Here is a 24,154-nt window from a genome sequence, read left to right on the forward strand (position 1 = left end):
ATGATCCGCGAGCGTTTTAATATGAGTGAGCCTAAAACCGACGTATCTGAATTCCGCGATAATATGCAAGAGTCTATCCATCCGAATGAGATCTTCATTAATATCGAAAATATTGTTTTAGCAAATCGCCGTTATAAAGAAATGCCTAACCGTATATATCAAGAGTTCGACCCTAAATTACAAGAACAAAGTCAGGGAAAGGGTAGCTTTAAAGGCCAGTTATTGATAGAGACGCAGCCAGAAGTGCATGAAATGACATACTCTAATGCCTTTAAAGCATGTCGTTTAGTCGCTACTTTTTTCTCACAAAGCTTGATCGTTTGTTCTGCTTTACTGTTTACGCTTGTGGTATATCAAGGTGTTGATTTTTATCAGTTCATGAGTGAATTAACTCAGACTAAGAGGCATTATTCTGATGCTCAGATAATTTTAGTACTACAAGATATAAATGGATTGGTCACGACATTCTTAACATTATTATTTAGCTGGTTTGCTGTTGGCGCCGCAGGACGTATCATGGCCAGTGGCACCAGTTTATTCTGGTCTGAAATGCAGTTTAAGAGTTTATTAATGTGGATGAAAACAGAAGGTACATTTACAGAGAGTAAGATATCAACGGGTATGTCTATTCACGATTCGACCCGCTCAGAAAACGTGGTAGTACGCAGCTCAATTACGCCGTGGATTATTACCTCTCGAATTTTATCATCGACATTTGCGACCACAGGTACGAAGAACTTAGAGATGCCACGTTTCATTTTAGAAATGGAAAAAAATAATAGTGAGATGGACGGTATTGTTGATGAAATCAAAAAATTCTTACGAGGTCGTGAAGCGATTGCATCGATTACCAATGAAAAAGACCTGAGTAATGCAGAAACAATCTACCAGATTAACCAGGTATCACGCGCGCACATGGAACATTCACCTGGTAACCCAAGTCAAGCAAAGCTAGAAGAACAAGCTGCGGGTAAGTTGCTTCAAGAGCAAAGAAACACGGAAGAAGAAACTGAACGTCTCGCATAAAACTAAAAAATAACGGTATTCACACCACGGATACCGTTATTTTTAGTGTTTAAATGTCTCGCGAATTAAGAACTATAGCTATCCTTAATAGTGCTGTCTATTTGAGCTCAACTGTCTCTTTGATTCTGACCATTATACTATGTCGAATCATTTTGCTATCAATTCTGTCTGTGTTTACTCGCGATTAATTAAAGACTTGCTGTGAAAGGATGTCCATGTCTCGATCTATTTCAATCCTGTGGTTTGTACTTTTATCTGGTTGTGCAGCCGTTGTGGCGGTTAACTATGATGTGATGTATGGCGCTGAAGAAGTGCAGGATCGTACTGCCGAGCCATTAAGCCCGCAAGCATCCCATTATCTCAATCAAGTTCAACCGTTACTAAACCAACGTTGTGTGGTTTGTCATGGCTGCTACGATGCACCCTGTCAGTTAAAGTTCACCTCTCCGGAAGGTATTGAGCGTGGATTAAGTAAATCCCTGATACACAGTGGCTCACGTTTACTGGCTATTCCTCCCACTCGTCTCTATGAAGATGCAAGGACAACTCAAGCATGGCGTGAGCAAGGTTTTTCGGCGGTATTAAATGAGCGTAAGCAAGTTGCAGAAGCAAACTTAATGGCCAGTGTGCTATATCGCTCATTAGTATTAAAACAGCGAGATGCATTTAATGGCGAGTCAGTCTCAGCAGCGGTATTACCAGAAAGCTATGACTTTTCCCTTAATCGAGAGCAACAGTGTAGTTCGATTGATGAGTTTGATGACTACGAATTACAACATCCAGAGGGGGGCATGCCTTACGGTCTACCGGCATTGAGTGATGACGAGTTCACATTATTAGCGTCGTGGTTAACAAAGGGCGCTAAAATGTCGCCACTACCCGCATTATCAGCGGCGCATAATCGCGAAGTTGATTATTGGGAAGCGTGGTTAAATCAAGATTCATTAAAAAATCAGCTAGTCGCGCGTTATATTTATGAGCATTTGTTTTTGTCTCACCTGTATTTTAATGAGTTGGATACCCTTGATTCAAATGAATTGGATATTAGCTACTTTAAGTTAATCCGCTCTAAAACGCCGCCGGGTAAACCGGTCGATATTATTGCTACGCGCCGCCCGTATGATGATCCGAACACTGACCGCGTGTATTATCGTCTACAGCGAGAGCGTGAAACTATTTTAGCCAAAACCCATTTACCTTACGCGTTAAATTCAACGCGTATGGACATGTTTAAAGAGATTTTCGAACAACCTCAATACGAGGTTAAAAACTTACCGAGTTATAAGGCTGAGGTTGCTTCTAACCCATTTATCACTTTTGAGGCGATCCCTGCGCCTTCTCGCTATAAATTTATGCTGCAAGAAGCGCAAAATACTATTATGGGCTTTATCAAAGGACCTGTTTGCCGTGGCCAAATTGCCTTAAATGTTATTGATGATCATTTTTGGGTGTTCTTTGTTACACGAGAAGCACAGGCGGGGTTAAATAGTGATAATTTTCTCTCTCAGCAAAAAGCACATCTGCGTTTACCTGCTGAATTAGAAAGTAACGCCGGCGTTGTGGTGAGTTGGTACCAATACTCTCAAGCTCAGAAGCGCTATTTAGAAGCTAAAAAGCGTAAAGTTAATGAGTTGCTTAATCAAGATGCATTGCTTGACTTACACCTAGTGTGGGACGGTAGCAACCTGACTGAGAATAGTCAAAATCAGCGTGGCAATGATAATGCGGCACTGACTATTTTCCGTCATTTCGATAGTGCGACAGTGGTAAAAGGCCTGGTTGGCCAGCAACCTAAAACAGCTTGGTTAATTGATTATCCTCTGCTTGAACGTATCCATTATTTATTAGTGGCGGGTTTTGATGTGTATGGCAATGTGGGCCATCAATTAAATACCCGTTTATATATGGATTTTTTACGCATGGAAGCAGAATTTAATTTCTTGAATTTATTGCCTAAAGACATGCGCCAAAAAGAGCATGATTATTGGTATCGTGATGAAGGAATTAATTTGCAGCAGTATTTAGAGGGGAGTGAACACTTTATCTCTAAGGATTCAAATATTGATTATCAAACAAAAGACCATAAAGCAGAGTTATTTTCGTTATTGAAGATCCATTTAGCCGATGTTTTACCAAACCAATTTGCATTGGAACAGCCTAATACACCAATGCAAGAAGTCGTATTAATGCAGGTACTAATGGAATTGATGGGCGATCCAGTCAATCAGTTGGCGGAAATTTCAGTGTTAATGGTGAAGGATGGTGATAAAAAGCGTGTTTATACTTTATTGAAAAATGTGGCACACAGTAATATGTCGAGTTTGCTTGATGAAGAATCTAATTTATTACCGGCTGAGGATTCGCTCACTGTTGTTAGTGGCATTCTTGGTGATTACCCCAGTGTTTATTTAACGGTAGATGCAGCACGATTACCAACATTTGTCGCACGTTTGGCGGCAATTAAAACAGACGCAGATTATAGCGCTTGGTTAGATGATTATGGTGTTAGACGCTCAGATCCTCGATTCTGGCCGCACAGTGATATGATCCAGACGCTAAATCAGCTGTTACAGCCGATTAACGCGGGTTTATTAGATTATAATCGTTTACAAAATAGATGATTTACTAAGCTATAACCAATTGATTTTTTGGTGCTTAAAACGTACAGTAGCAGGATGTTAGAAAGCCAGATAATGGCGTAATTATATTAGAGTCGGCAGGCAAGATAGGTGACCATTTATGTCAATGATTAAACCATGGAAGTTAATAAGTCTGTTATTTATTTTACAGCTGTTAGCTGGCTGTGAATCAAAGCTTGAACAAACGCAAACAACAATTAATCAGCAAGTTGCCAGTGTAGAGAGTGATCTTAATCGATTGGGCTCTGAAATTGAAAGTGGCTCTATTCGCAATGCAAGATTGTTGAATGAGTATGCACAAGTTTTAAAACAGCAAAAACCAGAACTGTCCCGTATAGCAGACTTGATTGCTGAAGATGCAACGCGAAAGGGGCCTTTATATCAGAATCTTGTGATGCGTTTAAATGATGTAAAAGCCCAGACTGTTACGTTAGATAATTCGGGTCCTTTGCTGGATGAGTTGACTCGTATTAAAGAAGCAGCCAAACCGAGCTTGTTTAATGATGCGCTAACAGATCCAATTAATGTATTAGCCGACATGTCAGATGGTCGACTTGCCCGTGTTGGGGCTATTAGCCAATTGGCTGAAAAAAGTGCCGGTGATGGTGCTGATTATGGCGCGGGTAGCCAGATGGTCGGTAACCCAAACTATGGTGGTTGGCAAAGCGGTAGTAACGGCACGAGTTTCTGGCAGTGGTACGGTATGTACCGTATGTTGGGTGATCTGACTGGTCGTGTTGGTTATTCAAATTGGAGCCAGAATCGTCGTTATAGTTATTACAATGACTATGGGCGTTCGCGTTATACCAGTCCAAAACAAAGTGTGCAGCAATCGGCTGTTGAAACTCGAACTCGTAAATCTTTTCAACGTAAAGGCCAGTCATTTAGTTCTCCTTATGCGAAAAAGCGTTCTGGTTCAGCTGGCTTGAGTCGTTCAAGTTATACCCCAACGAAAACGATGAGTAGTTATTCAAAACCGAAAAAGTCGTTGACTAGCAGCAACAAGGCAACGCGCAATACAGGGTCATTTCGTAACAGCGGCAGCCGTACATCACGGGGTGTCCGTCGCGGTAAATAAACCGTGGGCGTAAGCTGACAACCCGAGTAAGTAAATAGAATAAGTTATGGAGAATTAAGTATGTACGAGTTTGATGGATTAACGATGTGGACGACACAAGCACTGATTATTGATTTTATTGTCATCATTGCTTTGTTTGTTAGTTTAAAAATGATCAAAGGCTGGGTATCAAATCTGCATGCTAATGATGAAATAGCCAAACGTGATAACTTTGCTTTTGGTATTAGTTTTGCAGCCGGTTTAGCGGGACTTGCAATAGTATTAACAGGTGTCACCAGTGGTGCTTTCGCGAACTCATTGTTTGACGAAGCTGTGCAAATGACAGGTTATGGTTTATTAGCTATCGCGTTAATTAAAGCGGGTCATTTTTTCCAAGATAAAGTGGCATTACAAAAAGTTAGTCTACATGATGAGATTGTTAAAGGTAACGTAACCGCTGCTTTTGTTGATTTTGGCCATATTGTAACGGTCGCGATCGTGGTGCGCTCGGCATTGATTTGGGTACTTACTGAAGGCTGGCACGGCGTGCCTGTGGTGATTGCTGCTTTTGTGGTCGCAAACATGATTATGCTACTGGTTAGTAAATATCGCGTGCGCTTATTTAAACGTACTGGTGACTGTCTTCAGCAACTTATTTTAGACGATAATTTGGCCGTTGGTATTCGTTATGCTGGTTTCCTTATTGGCTCGGGTCTCGCTATTACCGCAGCAACGGGCCTTGCACCATATTCGGCCGACAATATAGGCTTAAGTCTGATGTACTGGGCATTCTCTGCGATCATCAGCGTTATTATTTTTTCGGTGTTACAATTAATCACCATTAAAGTTATTTTATCTGGAGTGGATATTGCTGACGAAGTGATCCGCCAAAAGAACATTGGCGTTGCAGTTATATCGGCAACAGTATCATTTTCAATCGGCTTAACAATGGCGACCTTACTGGGTAGCTAATAGTCCTTAAAATAACGTGATAGCTCAAACTCGGTAACCTTATTCAGTCTTTATTATACTGTTGGTGGTACTGAGTTTGAGCTTTTTAAGTTGTAACCTCGATTTAATCTTTTAAAACTCAATTAAAATACAGTAAGGCATTGTGTGGAACACTCAGTTGTAAATAGTGATAATAAAGTAAAGCAGGCACAGAGTCGTAAACGTTCATTATGGTTTCACGATGCGTTATTAATTTCGGTCATGATAATCCTTGCTGGCTGTGGCCTGATCTATGAATATTTGCTTTCGCATTATGCGGGTAGGGTATTAGGTTCTGTCGAAAGTGCCATTTATGCCATGATCGGTACCATGATTGTGGCGATGGGCATCGGTGCATTTTTAGCGCGTTGGTTTAAAGACGCTTTTACTGCCTTTGCTTGGTTAGAAGCGTTAATTGCCTTGATTGGTATGAGTTGTATTTTAATCATTTCAGCGATGATAGCTGTTAGTTATAGCTTACCTCAGTTGTTATCGGCGACGTTTAATTTACCCAGTAATGTTGTACTTGATGGTTATCTACCGCAACAGCTAGAAAAAATAGCTAAATTCATGCCTTATGTATTCGGACTAATTCTCGGTATTTTTATTGGTATGGAGATCCCACTGATTGCCCGTGTACGCCAACAAGTATACGGTCGATTTTTAGAAAATAATGCCGGTACTATTTATGGTGCGGACTATATTGGTGCCGGTATTGGTGCGGCTATTTGGGTTTTGATCATGTTATCATTACCGATTATGGAAGCGGCGGCATGGACTGCATTATTTAATATTATTGCTGGACTGGCGTTTCTATGGCGTTATCAAGACAAGATCCGCTGGGCAAAATTGTTGTTTGTGTGCCACTTATTATTGATTGCATTATTCGCGGTTATTCTTACTTTAGGCACTGGCTGGTTAGCGCAATTAAGCAGTGTATTGTATAAAGACAAAGTGATTTATTCACAATCGACAAAATATCAGCATGTAGTAGTGACGGAACGTTACGTAAAAAACCAAGTTGATCCGGTGACTGATTTGTTCATCAATGGCCATTTACAGTTTTCTAGTGTGGATGAACAGCTATATCACGATTTATTAGTGTACCCGGCAATGATGGCTTCTAATCGTCATGATAAAGTGTTGATCATTGGTGGCGGTGACGGTTTAGCGCTACGCAATGTATGGCGTTGGCCTGTTAAGGCTGTGACGCTAGTGGATTTAGATGCGGAACTATTAGCCCTGTTTGGTGCCAATACGGTTGACTATGCTGCGCCAGAAGCGATTAAACAACGTATGTTGCGGTTAAATAAATCGTCATTACAAGACCCTAGATTAACCTTGTTTGCGACTGATGCTTTTTTACAAGTGGAAAAGCTACTTGATGAAGGCGCTAAGTTTGATACCATCATTATTGATTTACCCGATCCAAATCACCCCGATCTAAATAAACTTTACAGTGATTTTTTCTATAATCAGGTGCGCCAATTGTTAGCGGCTGATGGCGCGTTAGCAATCCAGTCAACATCACCTTATCATGCTCAAAATGCATTTTTAAGCATAGGAAAAACCGTGAAAGAGGCGGGTTTTTTACACGTAGAGCAGTATCAACGTAATATCCCATCATTTGGTCAGTGGGGCTGGACGATAGCGACAACCCGAGGTAAATCGGCAAGTCGACGAATTAGTGATTTTGATAGTTTGCCTGTGCCATCGAGCTGGTTAAATAAAGAGTTTTTGTTAGCCTCTTTTGTTTTTCCTGGCAATTTCTATGACAAAATGGCGATGATTGAGATTAATCACTTAGGTTCTGGTGTGCTGTACGATTATAACCGTGCAGCATGGCAAACAGAGTCTGAATTGTATAAGAATTAGTGACGGTGATGAAAGGTGAATAGCTTGTCACTATGTTGTTTTATTGTAATTTTAGTAAGTGAAAATAACTATGGAAGCAAAGATCTATAATCAACGCTGGTGGCTAAGTAGTTGCGATAGTGAAGTTCTCAAAGGCATTATTTCGGCCGATCTTGAGCGCGCTGGTTTTACAGTGTTAAATTTTGTTGAGCATTATTTTCAACCTCAGGGCTATACGGCTCTGTGGTTGTTGGCCGAAAGTCATGCCGCGGTACATACGTTTCCTGAAGAGGGGAAATCGTATGTGGAGCTATCAAGCTGTGCGGCATCGTTATTAGCAAACTTTGATCGTAACTTGCAAGCGGCTGCCACACAACATCAGTGGCAAGTAACGGCTTAAGTAGGCTCTTTTTGCTAACTTTAGGTATTAATAAAATAATAATTTTAAGCTCATGGCAATAGACATAGTGATCATTAACGGTTTAATGATTTTAACGCCTTTTGATAATACTAGCCGCGAGCCAAGTGTTGCCCCTAACGCTTGGCCAACGAGCATAATACCGCCCAGTGCCCACAATACTTTTCCGCCTAATGCAAAGAATAATAATGACGCGATATTTGTTGTAAAATTTAAAACTTTAGCGTGTGCGGTGGCTTTAGCTAAACCAAACCCTGCCAGTGATACAAAGGCCAACGCAAAGAAACTGCCCGTGCCTGGACCAAAGAAACCATCGTATAAACCGACCCCAAAAGCTGCAGTGACGGCAAAGAGTGTCGGTGTTAATACTTGGTGTTTATCGTCATCAGTGATCTGTTTTGAAAACAAAAAATAACCGCCGATAGCCAAGATCAAAAAAGGTAATATAACTTCCAATATGCTGGCATCGATAGATTGAATTGCGATACTGCCGAGTGCCGCCCCCACAAAGGTGCAAGCGATGGCCAGTTTCATTTTTTTCAAATCTACCATGCCTTTACGAATAAAATAAAAACTGGCAAAAAAACTTCCGCCACAAGCCTGCAGTTTATTGGTTGCCAGTGCCGTAGCGGGTGGCAGCCCGACCCATAATAGCGCTGGAATAGTCAATAACCCGCCACCGCCTGCAATCGCATCAATAAAGCCTGCCACGACGGCGACTAAAAATAATAGTCCAACAATTTCTGTTGATAATTGTAATGACATATCCAAAATCATAATGCTCTGCTCCTGCGTAATATGAGAGGGCAATATAATCTTATTTGCAGATGCAGTGCAAAGGAGTTATCTTCTTTATTGTGTGAGATAAACTCACGCTATTTTATCCGCGATTAAAATGAGTATGACTATGTATCCTAATTTACCACCGCTAAATGCCATGCGTGCTTTTGAATCCGCGGCGAGAAATGTGAGTTTTACGCTAGCAGCGAAAGAACTGTTCGTGACGCATGGCGCGGTGAGTAAGCAGGTGAAAATATTAGAGCAATACCTTGGTGTGAATCTATTCATTCGTCAGCATCGCAAGTTAGTACTCACTGAAGAAGCTAAGCCATATTTAATTAAGGTGCAGAATGCGCTGCAAACCATTAATAGTGCCACGCAAGAGCTAATATCTCAGCCTCAATTAGCACAACGTCTCGCCATCAATGTATTACCGAGTTTAACCATTAGTTGGTTAATCCCGAGTTTGGAAAGCTTTAAACTCAGTAATCCTAATTTGTTTGTGGATCTGTCCATTGGTGATTTTGCGATTGATTTTAGCCAGCATCAATATGATATCGCCATACGCAGTGGCACAACAAAACCACAGGGTTGTAATGTACTTAAGTTAATGGATGAGGATCTTTGTTTTGTTTGTTCGCCGCAATTAGCTCAGCAGATGACATCACTGCAAGATATCAATAATATGACTTTGTTGGAGCATACTTCTAGACCCGGACTGTGGCGTTACTGGGCGGATAATGTCAGCATAGTGTTAACTACGGATAACAAGTTTGGTATGGAGCATTTCTATATGCTTAGCCAAGCGGCTGTGAGTAGTATGGGGGTTGCATTGATCCCACGCTTTTTTGTCAGTCAGCAATTAGCGGATGGTAGCTTAGTGGTACCATTTTCAGCGGACTTTGTCAGTCCCTACAGTTATTATCTACTTGCGCCGACAGCGAGTCCTTTACCGTTGAAAGTGCAAACGTTCATTGACTGGCTATTACCTTTGTTTGCACCGTATCGATAAATGAGTTTGTATTCCAGCGATTTTAGCGACGAATTATTTTTCGTGATACCACTTCAATACCGGGGTGATTGTGACCATTTACAGCATTAAGTGCCATATTAAGCGCATGTTCGGCAATCAATTCAAACTGCTGTGGTAGTGATTGAATTTTACTGGGTAAGAAATCTAATAACCGATTATCGCCAAAGGTCGCCAGTTTGGTCGTGGCCATTAAACTGGGATTTAGTATTAAACAATCCAGCACACCTTCAAATAAGGTGTAAGAGGTGGCTAAGATAGCATCTGGGAATGTATCGTTATCAATCCATTGTTGGACTTGAGCTTGGCCTTGTTGTTGACTAAAGTGATCACCATAAGCGGTTAATTGTTTAACATCAATATCGTGTTGGCTTATAGCTGATAAAAATCCTTGTTCACGTTCTTTAGATATACCAAGTTCGGGCACAGCTCCCACTAAACCGATAGAGCGAACATCTTGTTGTAATAAAGCTTGAGTTAACTCGTATGCACCGTCTAAATCTTCACTAATAACGCAAGCGAAGATTTCATCATCCATCGCGCGATCTATCCCGATAACGGGCACACCATTTGCCTGTACTGTTCGGTAATAACTATGCTCAGCAGGTAAGGAGCTAGCGACTAACAGCACATCAATCCGGCGACTGAGTAAGGTTTCTGCTACTTTAATTTCGGTATCAGGGTCATCATCAGAGCAGGAAATGATTAACTGGTATCCAGCTTTACGGGCGTCACGTTCAAGTAACTTGGCTAATTTAGCATAACTGCTGTTTTCTAAATCAGGAATGATCAAACCAAATGAACGATTACTACCTGCACGTAAAGATTGCGCAGCATGATCAGGGCGGTAATTATGTTCATTAACTACAGCAAGGACTTTTTGCTGGGTCCTTTCACTAATACGGTACTTAGTGGCTTTGCCGTTAATCACATAACTGGCAGTAGTACGTGATACACCGGCTAGTTTGGCTATTTGATCTAATGTCATGGTTGTTTTATCCCTAATCTGTGCGCTCGCTCATAGTTTCTTACATGATCTGTTATTGAAAATTGTAATCAGCTTAGAAACACTTCACTATACTAGCTGAAAGGTTTCAGCAATGCCATTTATAATCACTTTGTCATCACTGAAGCCTTTTTTACAATCGGATTGCTGAAACGATTCAGCTTTTCATCAAGTAACATCAAGTAAATAGTAAAGCAAATTATAACAGCACATAAAAGTCACGTTATGACCTACGGTATTATGGAGTAAAGTTATGTTGTCACTGTCTTCGAATGACATTAAATTAAATCAATCGGCGCTGAACAAACAGCACGCTATTAAAGCGCTGGCCCAAAGCTTGGTGAATAAAACATACGTTGAAGCCAACTATGTCGAAGGAATGCTAGCGCGTGAAGCGCAGCACTCTACGTATTTAGGTAATGGTATTGCCATCCCGCATGGCACGGTTGATACACGTGACTTGGTGAATAAAACAGGGGTGCAATTACATCATTATCCACAAGGTGTGAATTGGGGCGAGGGGCAAACAGTTTACCTAGCGATTGCGATCGCGGCTAAGTCTGATGAGCATTTAGCTATTTTAAAGCAACTGACTCATGTGCTAAGTGCCGATGGTATCGAGCAACAACTACAGCAATGTGACAGTACTGAATCCATTCTTACCTTACTTGGAAGTAATGAGATTGATGAGCGTCAACAATCAGCAACGCTATTAACGACTGAGTTAGTGCAATTGGATTTCCCTGCGCAAGATTTATCACAACTGACGGCTGTTGCAGCTGGCTTACTTAAGCATCATCACTGCATCGATAATCGCGGTGTTGCGGATGCGATCACCACACCTGCCTGTCATCTTGGTCAGGGCCTTTGGTTAGCTAAAACTACTCAATCAGTTACAACCACCGCGATATCGTTTGTGACGCCAGTACAGCCCTTGCAGCAAGAAAGCTTAGCCGTTAAAGGTATAGTCATGCTAGCAAGTGCTAACAATCTGCACCGAGATAATATGCAATGTATCGTAGACTTAATTTACAAACAACAAGTTAGTCAGTTATTTAATACTGATGCAGAGACAGTAATAGGTTTATTAACAGAAGTAAAACCAAGTGGTGTTACAGCAGTGTTCACTATCCATAACAGTCACGGCTTACATGCAAGACCCAGCGCCGTGTTAGTGAACATAATCAAGAAGTTTAACGCTGATATTCAAGTTACCAATCAAGAGGGTAAATCTACCAACGCTAAAAGCTTGATGAAATTAATGTCGTTGGGGGTGCGCTGTGATGAAGCATTAACCTTTACTGCGCAAGGTGGTGATGCTGAATTAGCATTGGCAGCTATTGGCGAAGGTATTGCAGCAGGTTTAGGAGAAGCTAAATAATGACTATTCAATTAGCAAACTTAAAAGTGGTGACCGTGACATTAAATCCTGCGTTGGATTTAACCGGCCATTTGCAAACATTAGCAAAAGGAACGGTAAACCAAGTTCAACATTGTGCGTTAGAGCCTGCAGGTAAGGGCGTTAATGTAGCGAAAGTCTTAGCAGAGCTCGGCGCAGACGTAACCGTGACAGGCTTTCTAGGTCTTGAAAATGAAGCACCTTTTCGTCAGCTTTTTGAACGCATTAATGCTTCGGATAAATTTATTCGTGTCCAAGGTGCGACTCGCATTAATGTGAAATTAGTCGAAGCAAGTAGCCAGGTGAGTGATATTAATTTCCCAGGAGTGAGCGTGACTGCCGCTGCGGTTATGGAATTTGAAAGCATGTTGTTTAATCTAGCATTGAGCCATGATGTTTTTGTTATTGCTGGTAGCTTACCTATTGGGGTTACGCCTGAGATGTGTGCCAGCTGGATAGAACAATTACAGCAAGCGGGTAAAAAAGTATTTTTTGATAGTAGTAATGCCGCCCTCAGCGCTGGTATTGCAGTACAACCTTGGCTTATCAAACCCAATGATGAAGAGTTGGCTCAGTGGGCTAAAGGAGCATTACTGGCTGATAAATCGTTGCCTGAAATTGCTGAGCAATTATTCGATACCGGTATTGTTAATGTCGTGGTATCACTCGGTGCCGAAGGTGTTATGTGGCTAAACCAAGCTGGTTGGTTACAGGCTAAACCGCCGAAAATGGATGTTGTTAGTACGGTAGGTGCGGGTGATACTCTCGTTGCAGGCATGTGCTGGGGGCATATAAACAACTGGGATAAGAAACAAACATTATGTTTTGCAACTGCATTGTCAGCGTTAGCTGTTACTCAAGTTGGTGTTGGCGTAGAAGATATAAATTCGGTAGTTACTTTGAGTGAACGCATCGATATTTGCTAATTAAAGGATATTAATAATGAAAATTGCAATTGTAACCGCGTGCCCAAGTGGTATAGCAAGCAGCCTTATTGCTGCGGGTTTATTAGAAAAAGCAGTAGCTGAATTAAATTGGCAAGCAGATATTGAGTGCCATTCATCAGTGGCAGCTGTGACGTCTTTAACGGATAAGCAGATCGGCGCGGCTGAGTGTATTGTCATTGCAGCGAATACGAATGTTAATGATGCGCGTTTTATTGGTAAAAAAGTGTATCGCTCAACCGTTGATGCGGTATTTACTGATGCTAAGGCATACTTAGCGCAAGCGATTGAAAATGCGGTTGAGCTTGTTAGCTGTAATGAATTAGCGGTAAACGGCACTGAATCAACAGTGGCTACTAGCGATGCTGTTTTTAATGGGAAAAAGATTGTTGCGATAACCGCTTGTCCAACGGGTGTAGCGCATACCTTTATGGCTGCTGAAGCATTAGAACAAGAAGGTAAACGTTTAGGGCACACGATTAAAGTGGAAACTCGTGGTTCTGTGGGGGCTAAAAACCAGCTTAGTAGCGCTGAAATTGCAGCGGCTGATGTGGTCATTATTGCCGCCGATATTGATATCGACTTAGCCCGTTTTGATGGTAAGAAAGTGTATAAAACCAGTACCGGTTTAGCATTGAAGAAAACCACTGACACAATGGATAATGCGTTTAATGATGCGCAAGTGTATCGACATGGTAAAGCCGCGACAAATGAACAAGCCAGCACTGAAAAGACTGGGGTATATAAACACCTTATGACTGGTGTATCGCACATGCTACCACTGGTTGTAGCGGGTGGCCTGGCGATTGCGCTATCATTTGTATTTGGTATTGAAGCATTTAAAGAAGAAGGTACATTAGCCGCAGCGTTAATGACCATAGGTGGAGGGTCGGCATTTGCATTAATGATCCCTGTGCTTGCCGGTTTTATTGCTTTCTCTATTGCTGACCGACCTGGTTTAGCACCTGGTTTGATTGGCGGTATGCTTGCAAGTTCAACAGGGGCTGGTTTCTTAGGTGGTATTGTTGCTGGTTTCCTTGCCGGTTATACGGCTAAGTGGATAGCGGAGAAAGTACAGTTACCACAGTCAATGGAAGCGCTGAAACCAATCTTAATTATTCCACTGCTTGCCTCGCTGATTACCGGTTTGGTGATGATCTATGTGGTTGGCGGTCCAGTCTCTGCGGCAATGAATGCGCTGACGGAATTCTTAAATACTATGGGGTCGGCTAATGCAGTCTTATTGGGTATTATTCTGGGCAGTATGATGTGTTTCGACCTTGGTGGCCCAGTAAATAAAACAGCTTATACCTTTGGCGTCGGTTTATTAGCGTCACAAACTTATGCGCCGATGGCTGCTGTTATGGCTGCTGGTATGGTACCTGCGTTAGGTATGGGGCTAGCAACGTTCCTTGCTAAACGTAAATTTAACAGCAGTGAACAAGAGGCTGGTAAAGCATCATTTGTACTCGGCTTATGCTTTATTTCTGAAGGCGCGATTCCGTTTGCAGCCCGCGATCCAATGCGTGTGATCCCAAGCTGTATTGCTGGTGGTGCATTGACTGGCGCATTGTCTATGCTGTTTGGTGCTGAGTTAATGGCGCCGCACGGTGGTTTATTTGTACTGCTTATTCCAAATGCAATCACACCGGTACTCATGTACTTAGTGGCCATTGCCGTGGGTACGTTAGTGACAGGTGTCAGTTATGCGGTACTGAAACAATCAGAACAGCAAGTAACAGCGTAACCAGGCAATTTGTTTTTGTGCTAACAAAGCCAGCGGTTCGCGCTGGCTTTTTGCTATTGTAGAGGAGGGGGACTGAAAACCACTTTATTACGGCCACTGCCCTTGGCTTTATATAAGGCATCATCGGCGCGCGCTATCATTTCTGTTATACGCTCTTGCCCCATCTGAGCAACACCAATACTGCAAGTAACTGATTTGTTATGACACCACTGATGCGTAGCGATGATGTTGCGAATTGTTTCGGCTCGATTCATTGCCTGTTGGCTATTTGTTTCCGGGAAGAACACTATAAATTCTTCGCCGCCCCAACGCACTAGACAATCATTACTGCGAATATTACTTGATATGACGAGTACAAATTCACGTAAGATATCATCACCGACTTGATGACCATACTTATCGTTGACACTTTTGAAATGATCGATATCAATGAACAGTGTAGAGAAATCTTGATGACCCCAACGTACTTGTTGGGCCATGTCTTTTAGCCAATCTTGTACAGCATGTCTATTTAATGCGCCAGTGAGAGAATCTCGGTTGGCTAATTCGGAAAACTGGATATTTTTTTCAGTTAAATTTTGATTTAATGCAAACAGACGGGCAGCTCTTAGATGACTTTGTCTCAATCTACGGTGCAATTTACTTTGCTCATATAAAATAAAGCTCATAACTAATAATAACCAAGTATATAGCAGCCCCTTTAACATTGTTGACTCGTCTATCCATACCCCTTGAAATTCAATATTATTAACGACTATTTCAAATTTACCCTCGGTAACCCCTGATGCGGTCGCAATTTCAATAATGGGGACGTTTGAAAAGTCAGCAGAAGCATGTTCAATACTAATATTGTTATCGGAAATCCACCAAGTCAAAACTTGAAAAGTCTCTAGTGCAATCGCTGTTGCTCCGTCGCCAAAACCTGGAGAATACTCAATGCCATTAAACTTTAATGAAGTGCGCTCATTTGCTCGGGTGTAGGCTGGATGACTATTGCGGACATAGACACGCAGGCGCTTGTTGGGATGGCTAGTCGTGTAATCAATATCAAGATTAATTTGATTATATTCCGAGAAGTCGATCCCTTTAAAAATACTATCTGAAAGGCTGATCTCGAGTTCACAATATGGCCACGGATAATCAGAATTATTCACGACCTCACAAGTAAGGTAAGCTTTACCATCTTTTATATTGATCGCTGAGCGACTTAAACCCCCCTTACTACTATCATCGATATTCATATAGCGGAATTGGTCAGGTGTTATAGTATAAGTTTTAGTATTTCCGTGGAAATGGTACCAAACTAATATAACGAGTGTAACGATAACTATCCCGATCGTTATTTTTTGAACATTTCGCACTTCTAACTCCCTTGGCGACTATCTATCCTAATTATTTGCATTAATAGAATGAAATAATTAAGAAAAAATATAATAATACTGTTCATGATACATATGACATGTATTGAAAGTGCTTTGCTTGTTAACGATTACAGGTATTGTAGCTTAAAAACTATAACTTGTTGATTATAAATTATTAATGCTTATATTCTTGTATGTGAGTTAATATTACGGAGCATTTATGCCATCACATTTACCAAAGAAATTTAGTCACGTATTTTTAAAACTGTTCAGCTATATCGAAGCGGTATTGCTTGTTGCGATCACCATTGCCACCATTTATGCGATGGCAAATGATTTTTTTCATGTTTATCAAGAAAAAACGGTAAAGTTAACTGATATATTGTTGATGTTTATTTACCTTGAAGTGCTGGCGATGATCCAACAATTTGTTGTTAACGGTAAGATCCCGGTACGTTATCCTATTTATATCGCCATCATGGCCATTGCGCGTTATGTTACTTTAGGAATGAAAGAGCTGCAGAGTGTCGACGTTGTATGGCTTGCTATCGCCGCGTGCGTATTAGCATTATCGACAGTTATTATTCGTGCCGGTCATTTTTACTGGCCTTATAAATCTTTAGGTGACGAATAATAACAGTGTTGGGCTAAACGTTAATCGCTTACGCAGATACCCGAGGTTTTAAGCGGTTGCTGTATAGCCGCGATGACTTTGTCAGGTGATTGCGTAAACGTAGTATTCAGTGAATCGCTATTAAGTTTATTTTCTAAATAACGTACGTAATCATTTACTTTATGTTGAGCATAAGCAGCAGGATAGCCCGCTTTACATGATTGGTACCACTGCACATAATTGTCAAAGAACTGAGTTGCGTGATCAGCTGGCATTGCCGACATCAAATTGGCCATAGTACGGCTGACTTGAAAGTGTTGATAATCAATCGGGGTATTCCAAAATCCACCCCAATATAAAAAACCATTATCAGCAAAGGTGGAGATTATATCTTCAGCAAAGCCCAGACGTTCATTTTTACCATGTCTAAATTGCATTCTGTTGGCATACTTAACCCCCTCTTTGGGCTTAAAACTGGCATCACCTTGCTGACTAAATTCAACGAACGGATTTTGTCTAGGGTTGATATCAATCGCTAATCCGTAAGCATGAATCGATAGTGAACGCTTACCTGCTATCGGGCGATAGTTAAATGCCGAGGTATTGTTATCTGCCATTGATAAGTCATCGTTACCTTGATAATGATGAATTGGTATTGCTTTATCTATAGGGAATCTCAACGCATACAAATGCTCAAAAATAGCCGCGATATAAGGTGATACTGCATCCATCACTATGATGGATCCGTTATTGTGTTGCCGACCTTGAAAATCAATATAGTTGAATTGTACTTGTCTTAAACGAGCACATTGCACAGGGGCTACTGACGACATGATACCGACACTCTGCATTGCTTTGCAGTCGCTGTTGGATATTTCTGAGATAGTTGCTGCTGAAACGGGTACTAAAGCAGTGCAAATTAGAGCTGGGATTAATCTTTTAAACCAATATATTGACATAGCTATCCGGCATTTTGTGGTATCTGTAGGTTATGTTAACGCGGATCTAATAAATGTAAATATGTCATGATTTTATGCTGCAAGATTAGTCTCACATTATCTTTATTTTATCGACTATACTGGAGGAGAGGTTGTTGATTTAAAACTCAAATATCAGCATGACGTATGGATAATATAAGGAAATATGAATGCATAAAATACTAGCAGTAGCATTATTTGCTGGCACTCTTGCTGGCTGTGAAACATCATCTCAGGCATATGATATGGCCCAGCAAGGTGCGGATGCGTTTACATGCCCAGAGATCAGTAAAGCATTTTCGGCTTATGAAGCAGATCGTGAATCTGCATCGGCACTAACAGTCCTTGCTCCACTTATTTCAGCGGATATTGGTACTATGACCCAAGGTGCCGCCACAACGACAGATGCTTACTATGCACAAGCTAAATCAAGTGCAAATGTCGCGCTTCTGTTAAAAGGTTGCTCACCACTTATTTAGTGATGACGTTACTGCGTAATCGATTATCTAGGAAGATGAAAACAAGCTGATGTTAGCCCATCAGCTTGTTTATTTATATTGGGAGAGGAAAGGTAGTTTAATCTAGATTTGTAATGATAACATCTGAACTGTGATCACTATCCAGATGGCATCGCTAGAATGTCAGCGATGTTAATACTGTTAGTATATTGCACAAACGTTGGCTCTTGTTGGCTACGTGCTAATACCGCCATGCGATCCGATAATTCATTGCCTTCAATATTGGCATGGCCCTTAACATGGGAAATAATTAAATTAGATTTTAATTGCTCGTACAAGCTAAAGCATTGTTGGATAACGGCAAGATTTTTAATCTCTTCATTTTTACCACGTTTCCAGCCTTTATTTTTCCAACCTTTGGCCCACTTGGTTATGCAATCGATTGAGTATCTTGAGTCAGATAAGACTTGTACTGTTTTACCTTGCTCGATGTGGGATGCGGCAAAACGAAAGGAAACTAATAAACCATTTAACTCTGCTGAGTTATTGGTACCATTTTCTTCGTATAAACCGAACCATAATTGCGTTAGTTTATCTTTTTCATAAACAGCCATGCCGGTGCCTGATTTACCTGGATTCGGAGAGCAAGCACCGTCACAGTAAATATTGATGTCAGCCACTTGTGGTGCTGCAGATAAAATTGACTTTGGAGCACCAGCTGGACGCGTTGCTTTTGGTTTAACGCCAGAACCCGTCGCGTCATCTTTTGCGAATGAGCGTTTCATTAATGCGCGTGTATAGGTAGAGGCGAATGCTTGTTCAGCTTCGTCTTTTGATGGGAAACCCATATATTGAGCATCACTGCGGCCATCAATCTGTGCTTTAGTGTCAGACCAGCTATCAAATATCCCAGTCTTCACACCTTTCCATACTACGTAATGTTTTTTACTCATATCTCAATTCAATACTCTTAAAGTTTCATGACTAAATGATAAATGTCTTCATGCAAAATACCAACTATAACCCAGTCTTGTACATAATTCAGGCGTTATTAAATCCTGTCGCTTTCGATGAATGTTTTAATCAAGCGTATTACTATCTCAGGTTGTTCATTGGTGACCCCATGCCCAGTGTCAGGAATAACAACAAGAGGTGCTTGGATCTTTTTGCTCAAGTAAATGCCGCTCTCAACAGGAAAGACACGATCATTTTCACCCCAAATAAGTAACGTGGGAGTAGCTGTAATCGGTGCTGCTAATAACAGGTCGCGATCGTTTGGTAGTGACTGGATCATAACTGATTTTTGTTTATGCCAAGCAGAGAAATAGGTTTGATAAATTTGGTCGGCGATAAAATCGGGCATCATTTTAGGCTTTACAAAAATACCATCAAATAAACGGCGTAATTCATCACTGTTCTTCGGTACAAAGAAGTCTTCAGCATTATCAACAGCAAAGCGTTTATTTAAAGCGGCTAGATCATCATCACTAAAATAAGGACCTGGACTGGCGATGATAATGGCCTTATTAATACGTGGGGCTTGGCCTGCGCTGTTATTGAGCATGTTGAACGTAATAAATCCACCGTAAGAGATACTGGCAATATTGACATTATCTAATTGCAATTCATCGATTAACTGCCATATAGCTTGAGTTTCTGTGGTTAGATTCGCTTCACCAGCACTAAATGAATCACCAAACCAAGGAAGGTCTGGTGCTATTACTTGATAGTCTTTGCTCAGTTCAAGCATTTCACTTTGCCAAGTGGTGACGGCATTGCCACCAAAGCCATGGATAAGCAACAGTGGCTGACCTTCGCCACCACGCCAATAACTTAGCGTGCCACCTTCTTGTAAACTCATCCTGTGTTGTTCAAACCCAGCTGATTTAAGGCTATCTTCATCGGCATCTATTTTCCAGCGAACTATCGAACAACCGCTTAATAACGACAAGCATATAAAGAGGGTGAATAATTTTAGTTTGTTTGAAATCATATTGTTAGACCGATTGTTTTGGAATATGAGACCATACATGAGATTGATGGAAAATAAAATAATATTCCCTTAACTTAGTGATGTGAGGGGCTACTTTATTGCTGGCGCCGAGAGGTTAACGTGGGAAATAAAAAAACATGCAGATATCAGCTGATATCTGCATGTTTTTAGAAAACGCTTATTTGGCGATTAGCGGTTTTTTTTCGCTTGTTTCTGCAGTGCCATATCAAATTCGTCAGGGAACATAATGAGGCCTTCGTCATTCAAGTTTGGAAAGACAACAATCGCTAAATCATCCTCCATTAAACCTGATGTCCAACGACTTTGCCATTTAGCTAACGAAATAGATTCTGTTTTGCAATGTTCCCATTCGCCTGTTGCCCAAGCTTGTGCAAACTCTGCGTTAGGCCAAACTGGCACGCAATCTTCGTCGTCGTTATTGAGCATTACGCAACCGTGCTCATCCGTTAAGATCCAAATCTTGCGTTCGGTAGTGACTTCTTTTAATAAATAGCTAAGGCGCTTCTCTTCATCGTAAGCTTGGATCGTTGCTATTTGGTTGTCATCGAGAGTGTTTGACATGTAATCGGTTCCTAATATTAGTAACATAACGGGCTAATACGCGTGGTATTCATCACCGAAATTTAATTATTGTTTAACCAGAGACTTAACTGTTATTTAACCAAAAATAAGCTGCCAAACGCTTGGTTTGCTTTTCTTATGGTATTCTTTTCTTAAACTATCAATGTCTTCTAATTTATTTTTCGCAATAGCTAGATTATCTTCAGTTACGTCTGTTTGTTGAATGCTGTGTAGTATTGCTTCTACTTTATTTAAACCTTGATTTGACATCTCGGCACGATCAGGTGAGAAGTTATAGCTTTGTGCCACTGCAAGCATATTACTCATTTCATCAATACGGCTGGTAAACTCATCAGCGGATGTACTTTTCATTGCTTGAGTATACGCTAATCGCATTTCTTTCATGGTGACTTTAAGGTCGATACTGTCTATTTCTGCGCTATTTACAAACGTTGAAAACAATAAGGTAATAATAAGTCCTAGCTGAGCAAAACGTTGTTTCATGATCTATATCCATTAGGGTGATTAAAGGCTGTTATTTATAATAACGAGGCTAATAACAGCGAAAGAGCGTATAGGGGATTAACCGCGATACATATTCTCGAATGATTTAATTGAGAAACCACGTAATACTTGGTCACCAATTTTAAGAGTCGGTACACCACGGCCACCAATTGCAGCTAATTCTTTACTGCCACGTGGTTCATTCACGCTGCATAAACGATAAGGTATTTTCTTTTCATCTAAGTAGCGCTTTGCCGTATCGCAATTTGGACACTTCTTCTGCGTATATAATACGACTCTTTTCATGTTAGCCCCACAAGGTTATTGTAAAAAAGCGCATTATAACAAGCTAACCCCGATTCACAATGTCTCAATATGAGCAAATGATTTGAAATACACTTCTTTACAACATGTGCTAATAATCAAGCAAAAATGTATCGTGAACACTGTTTAATTTATACACGTAATGTTGATGGGTAGCTGTAATGCTTGTTGCGTTTAGGTTTCAAGCTGAGGTACAGGTATACTGTAATTATAAACATGACATTTGAAGATAATAAAGTATGAGTATTATTCTTGGCATTGATCCGGGCTCTCGCATTACTGGGTATGGCGTGATCCAACATATACACGGAAAGTTCCAATATTTAGGCAGTGGCTGTATCCGTACCTCCGGTGACAATTTACCCGAACGATTAAAGCAAATTCATGCCGGTGTTAGTGAGATTATTATTCAGTTTCAGCCCGATAAATTTGCGATCGAAGATGTATTTATGGGTAAAAATGCGGCATCAGCATTGAAACTGGGGCAAGCCCGCGGCGCTGCAATCGTCGCTGCGGTATCCAACGAGCTCGAAGTGGGAGAATATACAGCCCGTCAGATTAAGCAAGCTGTTGTAGGTAACGGCGGGGCAGATAAAGAGCAAGTGCAGCAAATGGTGGTGAAGTTACTTAAACTACCTGGTACGCCGCAAGCCGACGCCGCCGATGGACTGGCCGTGGCATTATGCCATGCGCAAAGTTTACGTACTTTGATTAATATGGCGGGTAAAGTTAAAGGTACTGCACGCGGACGTTACAATTAATATCACTCAGTGTTGATAACCTAAACGCTAAGCTGTTTTAAGCGGGTGAGGGGTTTTGCGTTTGCGATAAAAGATCTGGATATTTAACCAGTATTTTATTATGCTATTGAACATTATATTTGTTTAAAAATGTTGGACATTAATTGTGATTGGACGTTTACGTGGCACGTTATTAGAAAAGCAACCGCCTGAAATTTTACTGGAAGTAAATGGGGTCCGTTATGAAGTTCAACTGCCAATGAGCTGCTTTTATGAGCTTGGTGATGTTGATAACGAAGTAATCGTTTACACCCATTTTGTGGTTCGAGAAGATGCCCAATTACTTTATGGCTTTAATAACAAAATGGAACGTTTGATGTTCCGTGAATTAATTAAAGTAAATGGCGTTGGTCCTAAGCTAGCGTTAGCCATTCTATCAGGTATGACCGCAAACCAATTTGCACATTGTGTTGAACACGATGATATCAATAGCTTAATTAAGTTACCGGGTGTGGGTAAAAAGACCGCAGAACGTTTATTAGTTGAAATGCGTGACCGCTTGAAAAACTGGGTGACTCAAGATTTATTTACTCCTGAAGCAGATAAAGCCCAATTACAAGGTTATGGTAATACCGCATCGAATGCGATCGAAGAAGCGGAAGAAGCCTTGGTTGGTTTAGGTTACAAACCTGCGCAAGTAGCGAAGATGATCAAACAAGTGGCACAACCGAGTATGAGTTGTGAAGATATCATTCGTCTATCATTACGTGCCACCTTACAGAATTAATTTAGGAAGTTACTTTAGTGATTGAAGCTGATCGATTAATTTCTAGCGGTACCGTCCGTGAAGAAGAAGTCATAGACCGCGCTATCCGACCAAAAATGCTGTCCGATTACCAAGGGCAGGATCATGTACGGGGGCAAATGGAAATTTTCATTGAAGCCAGTAAACGACGCCATGACGCGCTGGATCATTTATTAATTTTCGGTCCGCCTGGATTAGGTAAAACTACGTTAGCCAATATTGTCGCCAATGAGATGGGGGTGAGTATTAAGACTACCTCTGGGCCAGTATTAGAGAAAGCAGGGGATCTCGCGGCACTACTGACTAACCTTGAACCACATGATGTCTTATTTATCGATGAGATCCATCGCTTAAATCCGTCGATTGAAGAGATCTTATATCCAGCAATGGAAGATTACCAATTAGATATCATGATTGGTGAAGGCCCGTCAGCCCGCTCGATTAAATTGGATTTACCGCCTTTTACGCTCATTGGTGCAACGACACGAGCGGGCTCATTAACATCTCCTTTACGTGATCGTTTTGGGATTGTCCAGCGCCTTGAATTTTATAAAGTTGAAGATTTACAAGATATTGTATTACGCTCGGCAAGTTGTTTAGAACTGAATATGGATAGTGCTGCGGCGCTTGAGGTTGCACGACGCTCACGTGGTACGCCGCGTATTGCCAATCGCTTATTACGCCGAGTACGTGATTATGCAGAAGTAAAACACGATGGTGATATTAATGCTGAAATTTCATCCGCGGCATTAACTATGTTGGACGTTGATACTTGCGGATTTGATTACATGGACCGTAAATTGTTAATTGCCATTGTTGATACTTTTTCTGGTGGTCCGGTGGGATTAGATAACGTTGCTGCTGCGATTGGTGAAGAGCGTGAAACCATCGAAGATGTGCTTGAACA

Annotated in this window: 23 protein-coding genes and 1 pseudogene; 15 read left to right on the forward strand and 9 right to left on the reverse strand. The window is 41.1% G+C overall.

Features of this window, described 5'->3' with window-relative positions; translation table 11 throughout:
• From QNK26_RS12765 to QNK26_RS12790, 6 genes and pseudogenes are all read left to right on the forward strand, one after another.
• Window positions 1–1,026 (forward strand): annotated as a pseudogene (locus QNK26_RS12765) (hypothetical protein); the annotation flags it as partial.
• 215 nt (window positions 1,027–1,241) lie between these two features.
• Window positions 1,242–3,647, forward strand: a complete 2,406-nt coding sequence (locus QNK26_RS12770) for a fatty acid cis/trans isomerase (protein ID WP_319223484.1) — start codon at window positions 1,242–1,244, stop codon at window positions 3,645–3,647.
• Window positions 3,648–3,765: 118 nt separating this feature from the next.
• Window positions 3,766–4,743 carry a CHAD domain-containing protein gene (locus QNK26_RS12775; protein ID WP_319223487.1) on the forward strand — a complete coding sequence of 326 codons (978 nt, stop codon included), beginning with the start codon at window positions 3,766–3,768 and terminating at the stop codon, window positions 4,741–4,743.
• A 60-nt stretch (window positions 4,744–4,803) separates the two neighbouring features.
• Entirely contained in the window at window positions 4,804–5,694 is an 891-nt protein-coding gene (locus tag QNK26_RS12780) for a DUF350 domain-containing protein (RefSeq protein ID WP_319223489.1), read from the forward strand.
• Window positions 5,695–5,838: 144 nt separating this feature from the next.
• Complete coding sequence (locus QNK26_RS12785) at window positions 5,839–7,587, forward strand: polyamine aminopropyltransferase (RefSeq protein WP_319223490.1); 1,749 nt, start codon at window positions 5,839–5,841, stop codon at window positions 7,585–7,587.
• 70 nt (window positions 7,588–7,657) lie between these two features.
• Window positions 7,658–7,966, forward strand: a complete 309-nt coding sequence (locus QNK26_RS12790; RefSeq protein WP_319223491.1) for an S-adenosylmethionine decarboxylase — start codon at window positions 7,658–7,660, stop codon at window positions 7,964–7,966.
• Between the two features lie 27 nt (window positions 7,967–7,993).
• On the opposite strand, the gene QNK26_RS12795 is transcribed toward QNK26_RS12790, so the two are convergent.
• A complete protein-coding gene (locus tag QNK26_RS12795; protein WP_413816368.1) occupies window positions 7,994–8,761 on the reverse strand; it encodes a TSUP family transporter in 768 nt (255 codons plus the stop codon).
• Between the two features lie 130 nt (window positions 8,762–8,891).
• Between QNK26_RS12795 and QNK26_RS12800 the strand changes: the two genes are divergently transcribed.
• Window positions 8,892–9,776: a LysR substrate-binding domain-containing protein gene (locus tag QNK26_RS12800; RefSeq protein ID WP_319223493.1), complete on the forward strand. Its 885-nt coding sequence runs from the start codon at window positions 8,892–8,894 to the stop codon at window positions 9,774–9,776.
• 22 nt (window positions 9,777–9,798) lie between these two features.
• On the opposite strand, the gene cra is transcribed toward QNK26_RS12800, so the two are convergent.
• Window positions 9,799–10,782, reverse strand: coding sequence for a catabolite repressor/activator (gene cra / locus QNK26_RS12805; protein WP_319223495.1), 984 nt, complete (start codon window positions 10,780–10,782; stop codon window positions 9,799–9,801).
• 271 nt (window positions 10,783–11,053) lie between these two features.
• Between cra and fruB the strand changes: the two genes are divergently transcribed.
• From fruB to fruA, 3 genes are read left to right on the forward strand one after another with little or no spacing between them, the layout of a single operon-like run.
• Window positions 11,054–12,181, forward strand: coding sequence for a fused PTS fructose transporter subunit IIA/HPr protein (gene fruB, locus QNK26_RS12810; RefSeq protein WP_319223498.1), 1,128 nt, complete (start codon window positions 11,054–11,056; stop codon window positions 12,179–12,181).
• On the forward strand, window positions 12,181–13,125 hold the full coding sequence (gene pfkB, locus QNK26_RS12815; protein ID WP_319223499.1) for a 1-phosphofructokinase: 945 nt from the start codon (window positions 12,181–12,183) through the stop codon (window positions 13,123–13,125). The genes fruB and pfkB overlap by 1 nt, the downstream gene beginning before the upstream one ends.
• Window positions 13,126–13,141: 16 nt before the next feature.
• Window positions 13,142–14,890 (forward strand): PTS fructose transporter subunit IIBC, encoded by a 1,749-nt coding sequence (gene fruA, locus QNK26_RS12820; RefSeq protein WP_319223501.1) that lies wholly within the window; start codon window positions 13,142–13,144, stop codon window positions 14,888–14,890.
• Window positions 14,891–14,943: 53 nt separating this feature from the next.
• Here fruA and QNK26_RS12825 read toward each other — a convergent pair whose 3' ends face one another.
• Entirely contained in the window at window positions 14,944–16,251 is a 1,308-nt protein-coding gene (locus tag QNK26_RS12825; protein ID WP_319223503.1) for a GGDEF domain-containing protein, read from the reverse strand.
• 220 nt (window positions 16,252–16,471) lie between these two features.
• Between QNK26_RS12825 and QNK26_RS12830 the strand changes: the two genes are divergently transcribed.
• Window positions 16,472–16,885, forward strand: a complete 414-nt coding sequence (locus QNK26_RS12830; RefSeq protein WP_319223506.1) for a phosphate-starvation-inducible PsiE family protein — start codon at window positions 16,472–16,474, stop codon at window positions 16,883–16,885.
• Between the two features lie 20 nt (window positions 16,886–16,905).
• Here the strand turns inward: QNK26_RS12830 and QNK26_RS12835 are convergent, their stop codons facing one another.
• Window positions 16,906–17,697: a M15 family metallopeptidase gene (locus tag QNK26_RS12835; RefSeq protein ID WP_319223508.1), complete on the reverse strand. Its 792-nt coding sequence runs from the start codon at window positions 17,695–17,697 to the stop codon at window positions 16,906–16,908.
• Window positions 17,698–18,011: 314 nt separating this feature from the next.
• On the opposite strand from QNK26_RS12835, the gene QNK26_RS12840 reads away from it, so the two are divergent.
• Window positions 18,012–18,320 carry a hypothetical protein gene (locus tag QNK26_RS12840; RefSeq protein WP_319223511.1) on the forward strand — a complete coding sequence of 103 codons (309 nt, stop codon included), beginning with the start codon at window positions 18,012–18,014 and terminating at the stop codon, window positions 18,318–18,320.
• A 137-nt stretch (window positions 18,321–18,457) separates the two neighbouring features.
• On the opposite strand, the gene QNK26_RS12845 is transcribed toward QNK26_RS12840, so the two are convergent.
• From QNK26_RS12845 to QNK26_RS12865, 5 genes are all read right to left on the reverse strand, one after another.
• The gene (locus tag QNK26_RS12845) at window positions 18,458–19,252 is read right to left on the reverse strand and encodes a ribonuclease H family protein (RefSeq protein WP_319223513.1); all 795 of its coding nucleotides are present in this window, start codon (window positions 19,250–19,252) and stop codon (window positions 18,458–18,460) included.
• Between the two features lie 98 nt (window positions 19,253–19,350).
• Window positions 19,351–20,292 (reverse strand): alpha/beta hydrolase, encoded by a 942-nt coding sequence (locus QNK26_RS12850; protein ID WP_319223516.1) that lies wholly within the window; start codon window positions 20,290–20,292, stop codon window positions 19,351–19,353.
• 189 nt (window positions 20,293–20,481) lie between these two features.
• Window positions 20,482–20,874 (reverse strand): DUF2750 domain-containing protein, encoded by a 393-nt coding sequence (locus QNK26_RS12855; RefSeq protein WP_319223519.1) that lies wholly within the window; start codon window positions 20,872–20,874, stop codon window positions 20,482–20,484.
• A gap of 96 nt (window positions 20,875–20,970) precedes the next feature.
• Window positions 20,971–21,378, reverse strand: a complete 408-nt coding sequence (locus tag QNK26_RS12860; protein WP_319223522.1) for a cytochrome b562 — start codon at window positions 21,376–21,378, stop codon at window positions 20,971–20,973.
• A gap of 78 nt (window positions 21,379–21,456) precedes the next feature.
• Window positions 21,457–21,684, reverse strand: a complete 228-nt coding sequence (locus QNK26_RS12865) for a glutaredoxin family protein (protein WP_319223525.1) — start codon at window positions 21,682–21,684, stop codon at window positions 21,457–21,459.
• 257 nt (window positions 21,685–21,941) lie between these two features.
• On the opposite strand from QNK26_RS12865, the gene ruvC reads away from it, so the two are divergent.
• The 3 genes from ruvC to ruvB all read left to right on the forward strand — a co-directional run.
• Window positions 21,942–22,463, forward strand: a complete 522-nt coding sequence (gene ruvC, locus QNK26_RS12870) for a crossover junction endodeoxyribonuclease RuvC (RefSeq protein ID WP_319223526.1) — start codon at window positions 21,942–21,944, stop codon at window positions 22,461–22,463.
• Window positions 22,464–22,608: 145 nt separating this feature from the next.
• Window positions 22,609–23,229: a Holliday junction branch migration protein RuvA gene (gene ruvA / locus QNK26_RS12875; RefSeq protein WP_319223528.1), complete on the forward strand. Its 621-nt coding sequence runs from the start codon at window positions 22,609–22,611 to the stop codon at window positions 23,227–23,229.
• Between the two features lie 17 nt (window positions 23,230–23,246).
• Window positions 23,247–24,154 (forward strand): Holliday junction branch migration DNA helicase RuvB (ruvB, locus tag QNK26_RS12880; RefSeq protein WP_319223530.1); only part of this gene is annotated, 908 nt, incomplete at its 3' end.

Origin of the sequence: Moritella sp. (assembly GCF_033791185.1) — a bacterium.
Lineage (GTDB): Bacteria > Pseudomonadota > Gammaproteobacteria > Enterobacterales > Moritellaceae > Moritella.

Excerpts from the sequence above, each read along its gene's own strand:
- QNK26_RS12865 (WP_319223525.1), bottom strand. The coding sequence starts at position 21,684 with ATGAAAAGAGTCGTATTATATACGCAGAAGAAGTGTCCAAATTGCGAT.
- cra (WP_319223495.1), bottom strand. The coding sequence starts at position 10,782 with ATGACATTAGATCAAATAGCCAAACTAGCCGGTGTATCACGTACTACT.
- QNK26_RS12845 (WP_319223513.1), bottom strand. The coding sequence starts at position 19,252 with ATGAGTAAAAAACATTACGTAGTATGGAAAGGTGTGAAGACTGGGATA.
- QNK26_RS12790 (WP_319223491.1), top strand. The coding sequence starts at position 7,658 with ATGGAAGCAAAGATCTATAATCAACGCTGGTGGCTAAGTAGTTGCGAT.
- pfkB (WP_319223499.1), top strand. The coding sequence starts at position 12,181 with ATGACTATTCAATTAGCAAACTTAAAAGTGGTGACCGTGACATTAAAT.
- QNK26_RS12800 (WP_319223493.1), top strand. The coding sequence starts at position 8,892 with ATGTATCCTAATTTACCACCGCTAAATGCCATGCGTGCTTTTGAATCC.
- QNK26_RS12780 (WP_319223489.1), top strand. The coding sequence starts at position 4,804 with ATGTACGAGTTTGATGGATTAACGATGTGGACGACACAAGCACTGATT.
- QNK26_RS12770 (WP_319223484.1), top strand. The coding sequence starts at position 1,242 with ATGTCTCGATCTATTTCAATCCTGTGGTTTGTACTTTTATCTGGTTGT.
- QNK26_RS12860 (WP_319223522.1), bottom strand. The coding sequence starts at position 21,378 with ATGAAACAACGTTTTGCTCAGCTAGGACTTATTATTACCTTATTGTTT.
- fruA (WP_319223501.1), top strand. The coding sequence starts at position 13,142 with ATGAAAATTGCAATTGTAACCGCGTGCCCAAGTGGTATAGCAAGCAGC.
- QNK26_RS12850 (WP_319223516.1), bottom strand. The coding sequence starts at position 20,292 with ATGATTTCAAACAAACTAAAATTATTCACCCTCTTTATATGCTTGTCG.
- fruB (WP_319223498.1), top strand. The coding sequence starts at position 11,054 with ATGTTGTCACTGTCTTCGAATGACATTAAATTAAATCAATCGGCGCTG.
- ruvC (WP_319223526.1), top strand. The coding sequence starts at position 21,942 with ATGAGTATTATTCTTGGCATTGATCCGGGCTCTCGCATTACTGGGTAT.
- QNK26_RS12855 (WP_319223519.1), bottom strand. The coding sequence starts at position 20,874 with ATGTCAAACACTCTCGATGACAACCAAATAGCAACGATCCAAGCTTAC.
- QNK26_RS12775 (WP_319223487.1), top strand. The coding sequence starts at position 3,766 with ATGTCAATGATTAAACCATGGAAGTTAATAAGTCTGTTATTTATTTTA.
- QNK26_RS12795 (WP_413816368.1), bottom strand. The coding sequence starts at position 8,761 with ATGATTTTGGATATGTCATTACAATTATCAACAGAAATTGTTGGACTA.
- QNK26_RS12830 (WP_319223506.1), top strand. The coding sequence starts at position 16,472 with ATGCCATCACATTTACCAAAGAAATTTAGTCACGTATTTTTAAAACTG.
- QNK26_RS12840 (WP_319223511.1), top strand. The coding sequence starts at position 18,012 with ATGCATAAAATACTAGCAGTAGCATTATTTGCTGGCACTCTTGCTGGC.
- QNK26_RS12835 (WP_319223508.1), bottom strand. The coding sequence starts at position 17,697 with ATGTCGTCAGTAGCCCCTGTGCAATGTGCTCGTTTAAGACAAGTACAA.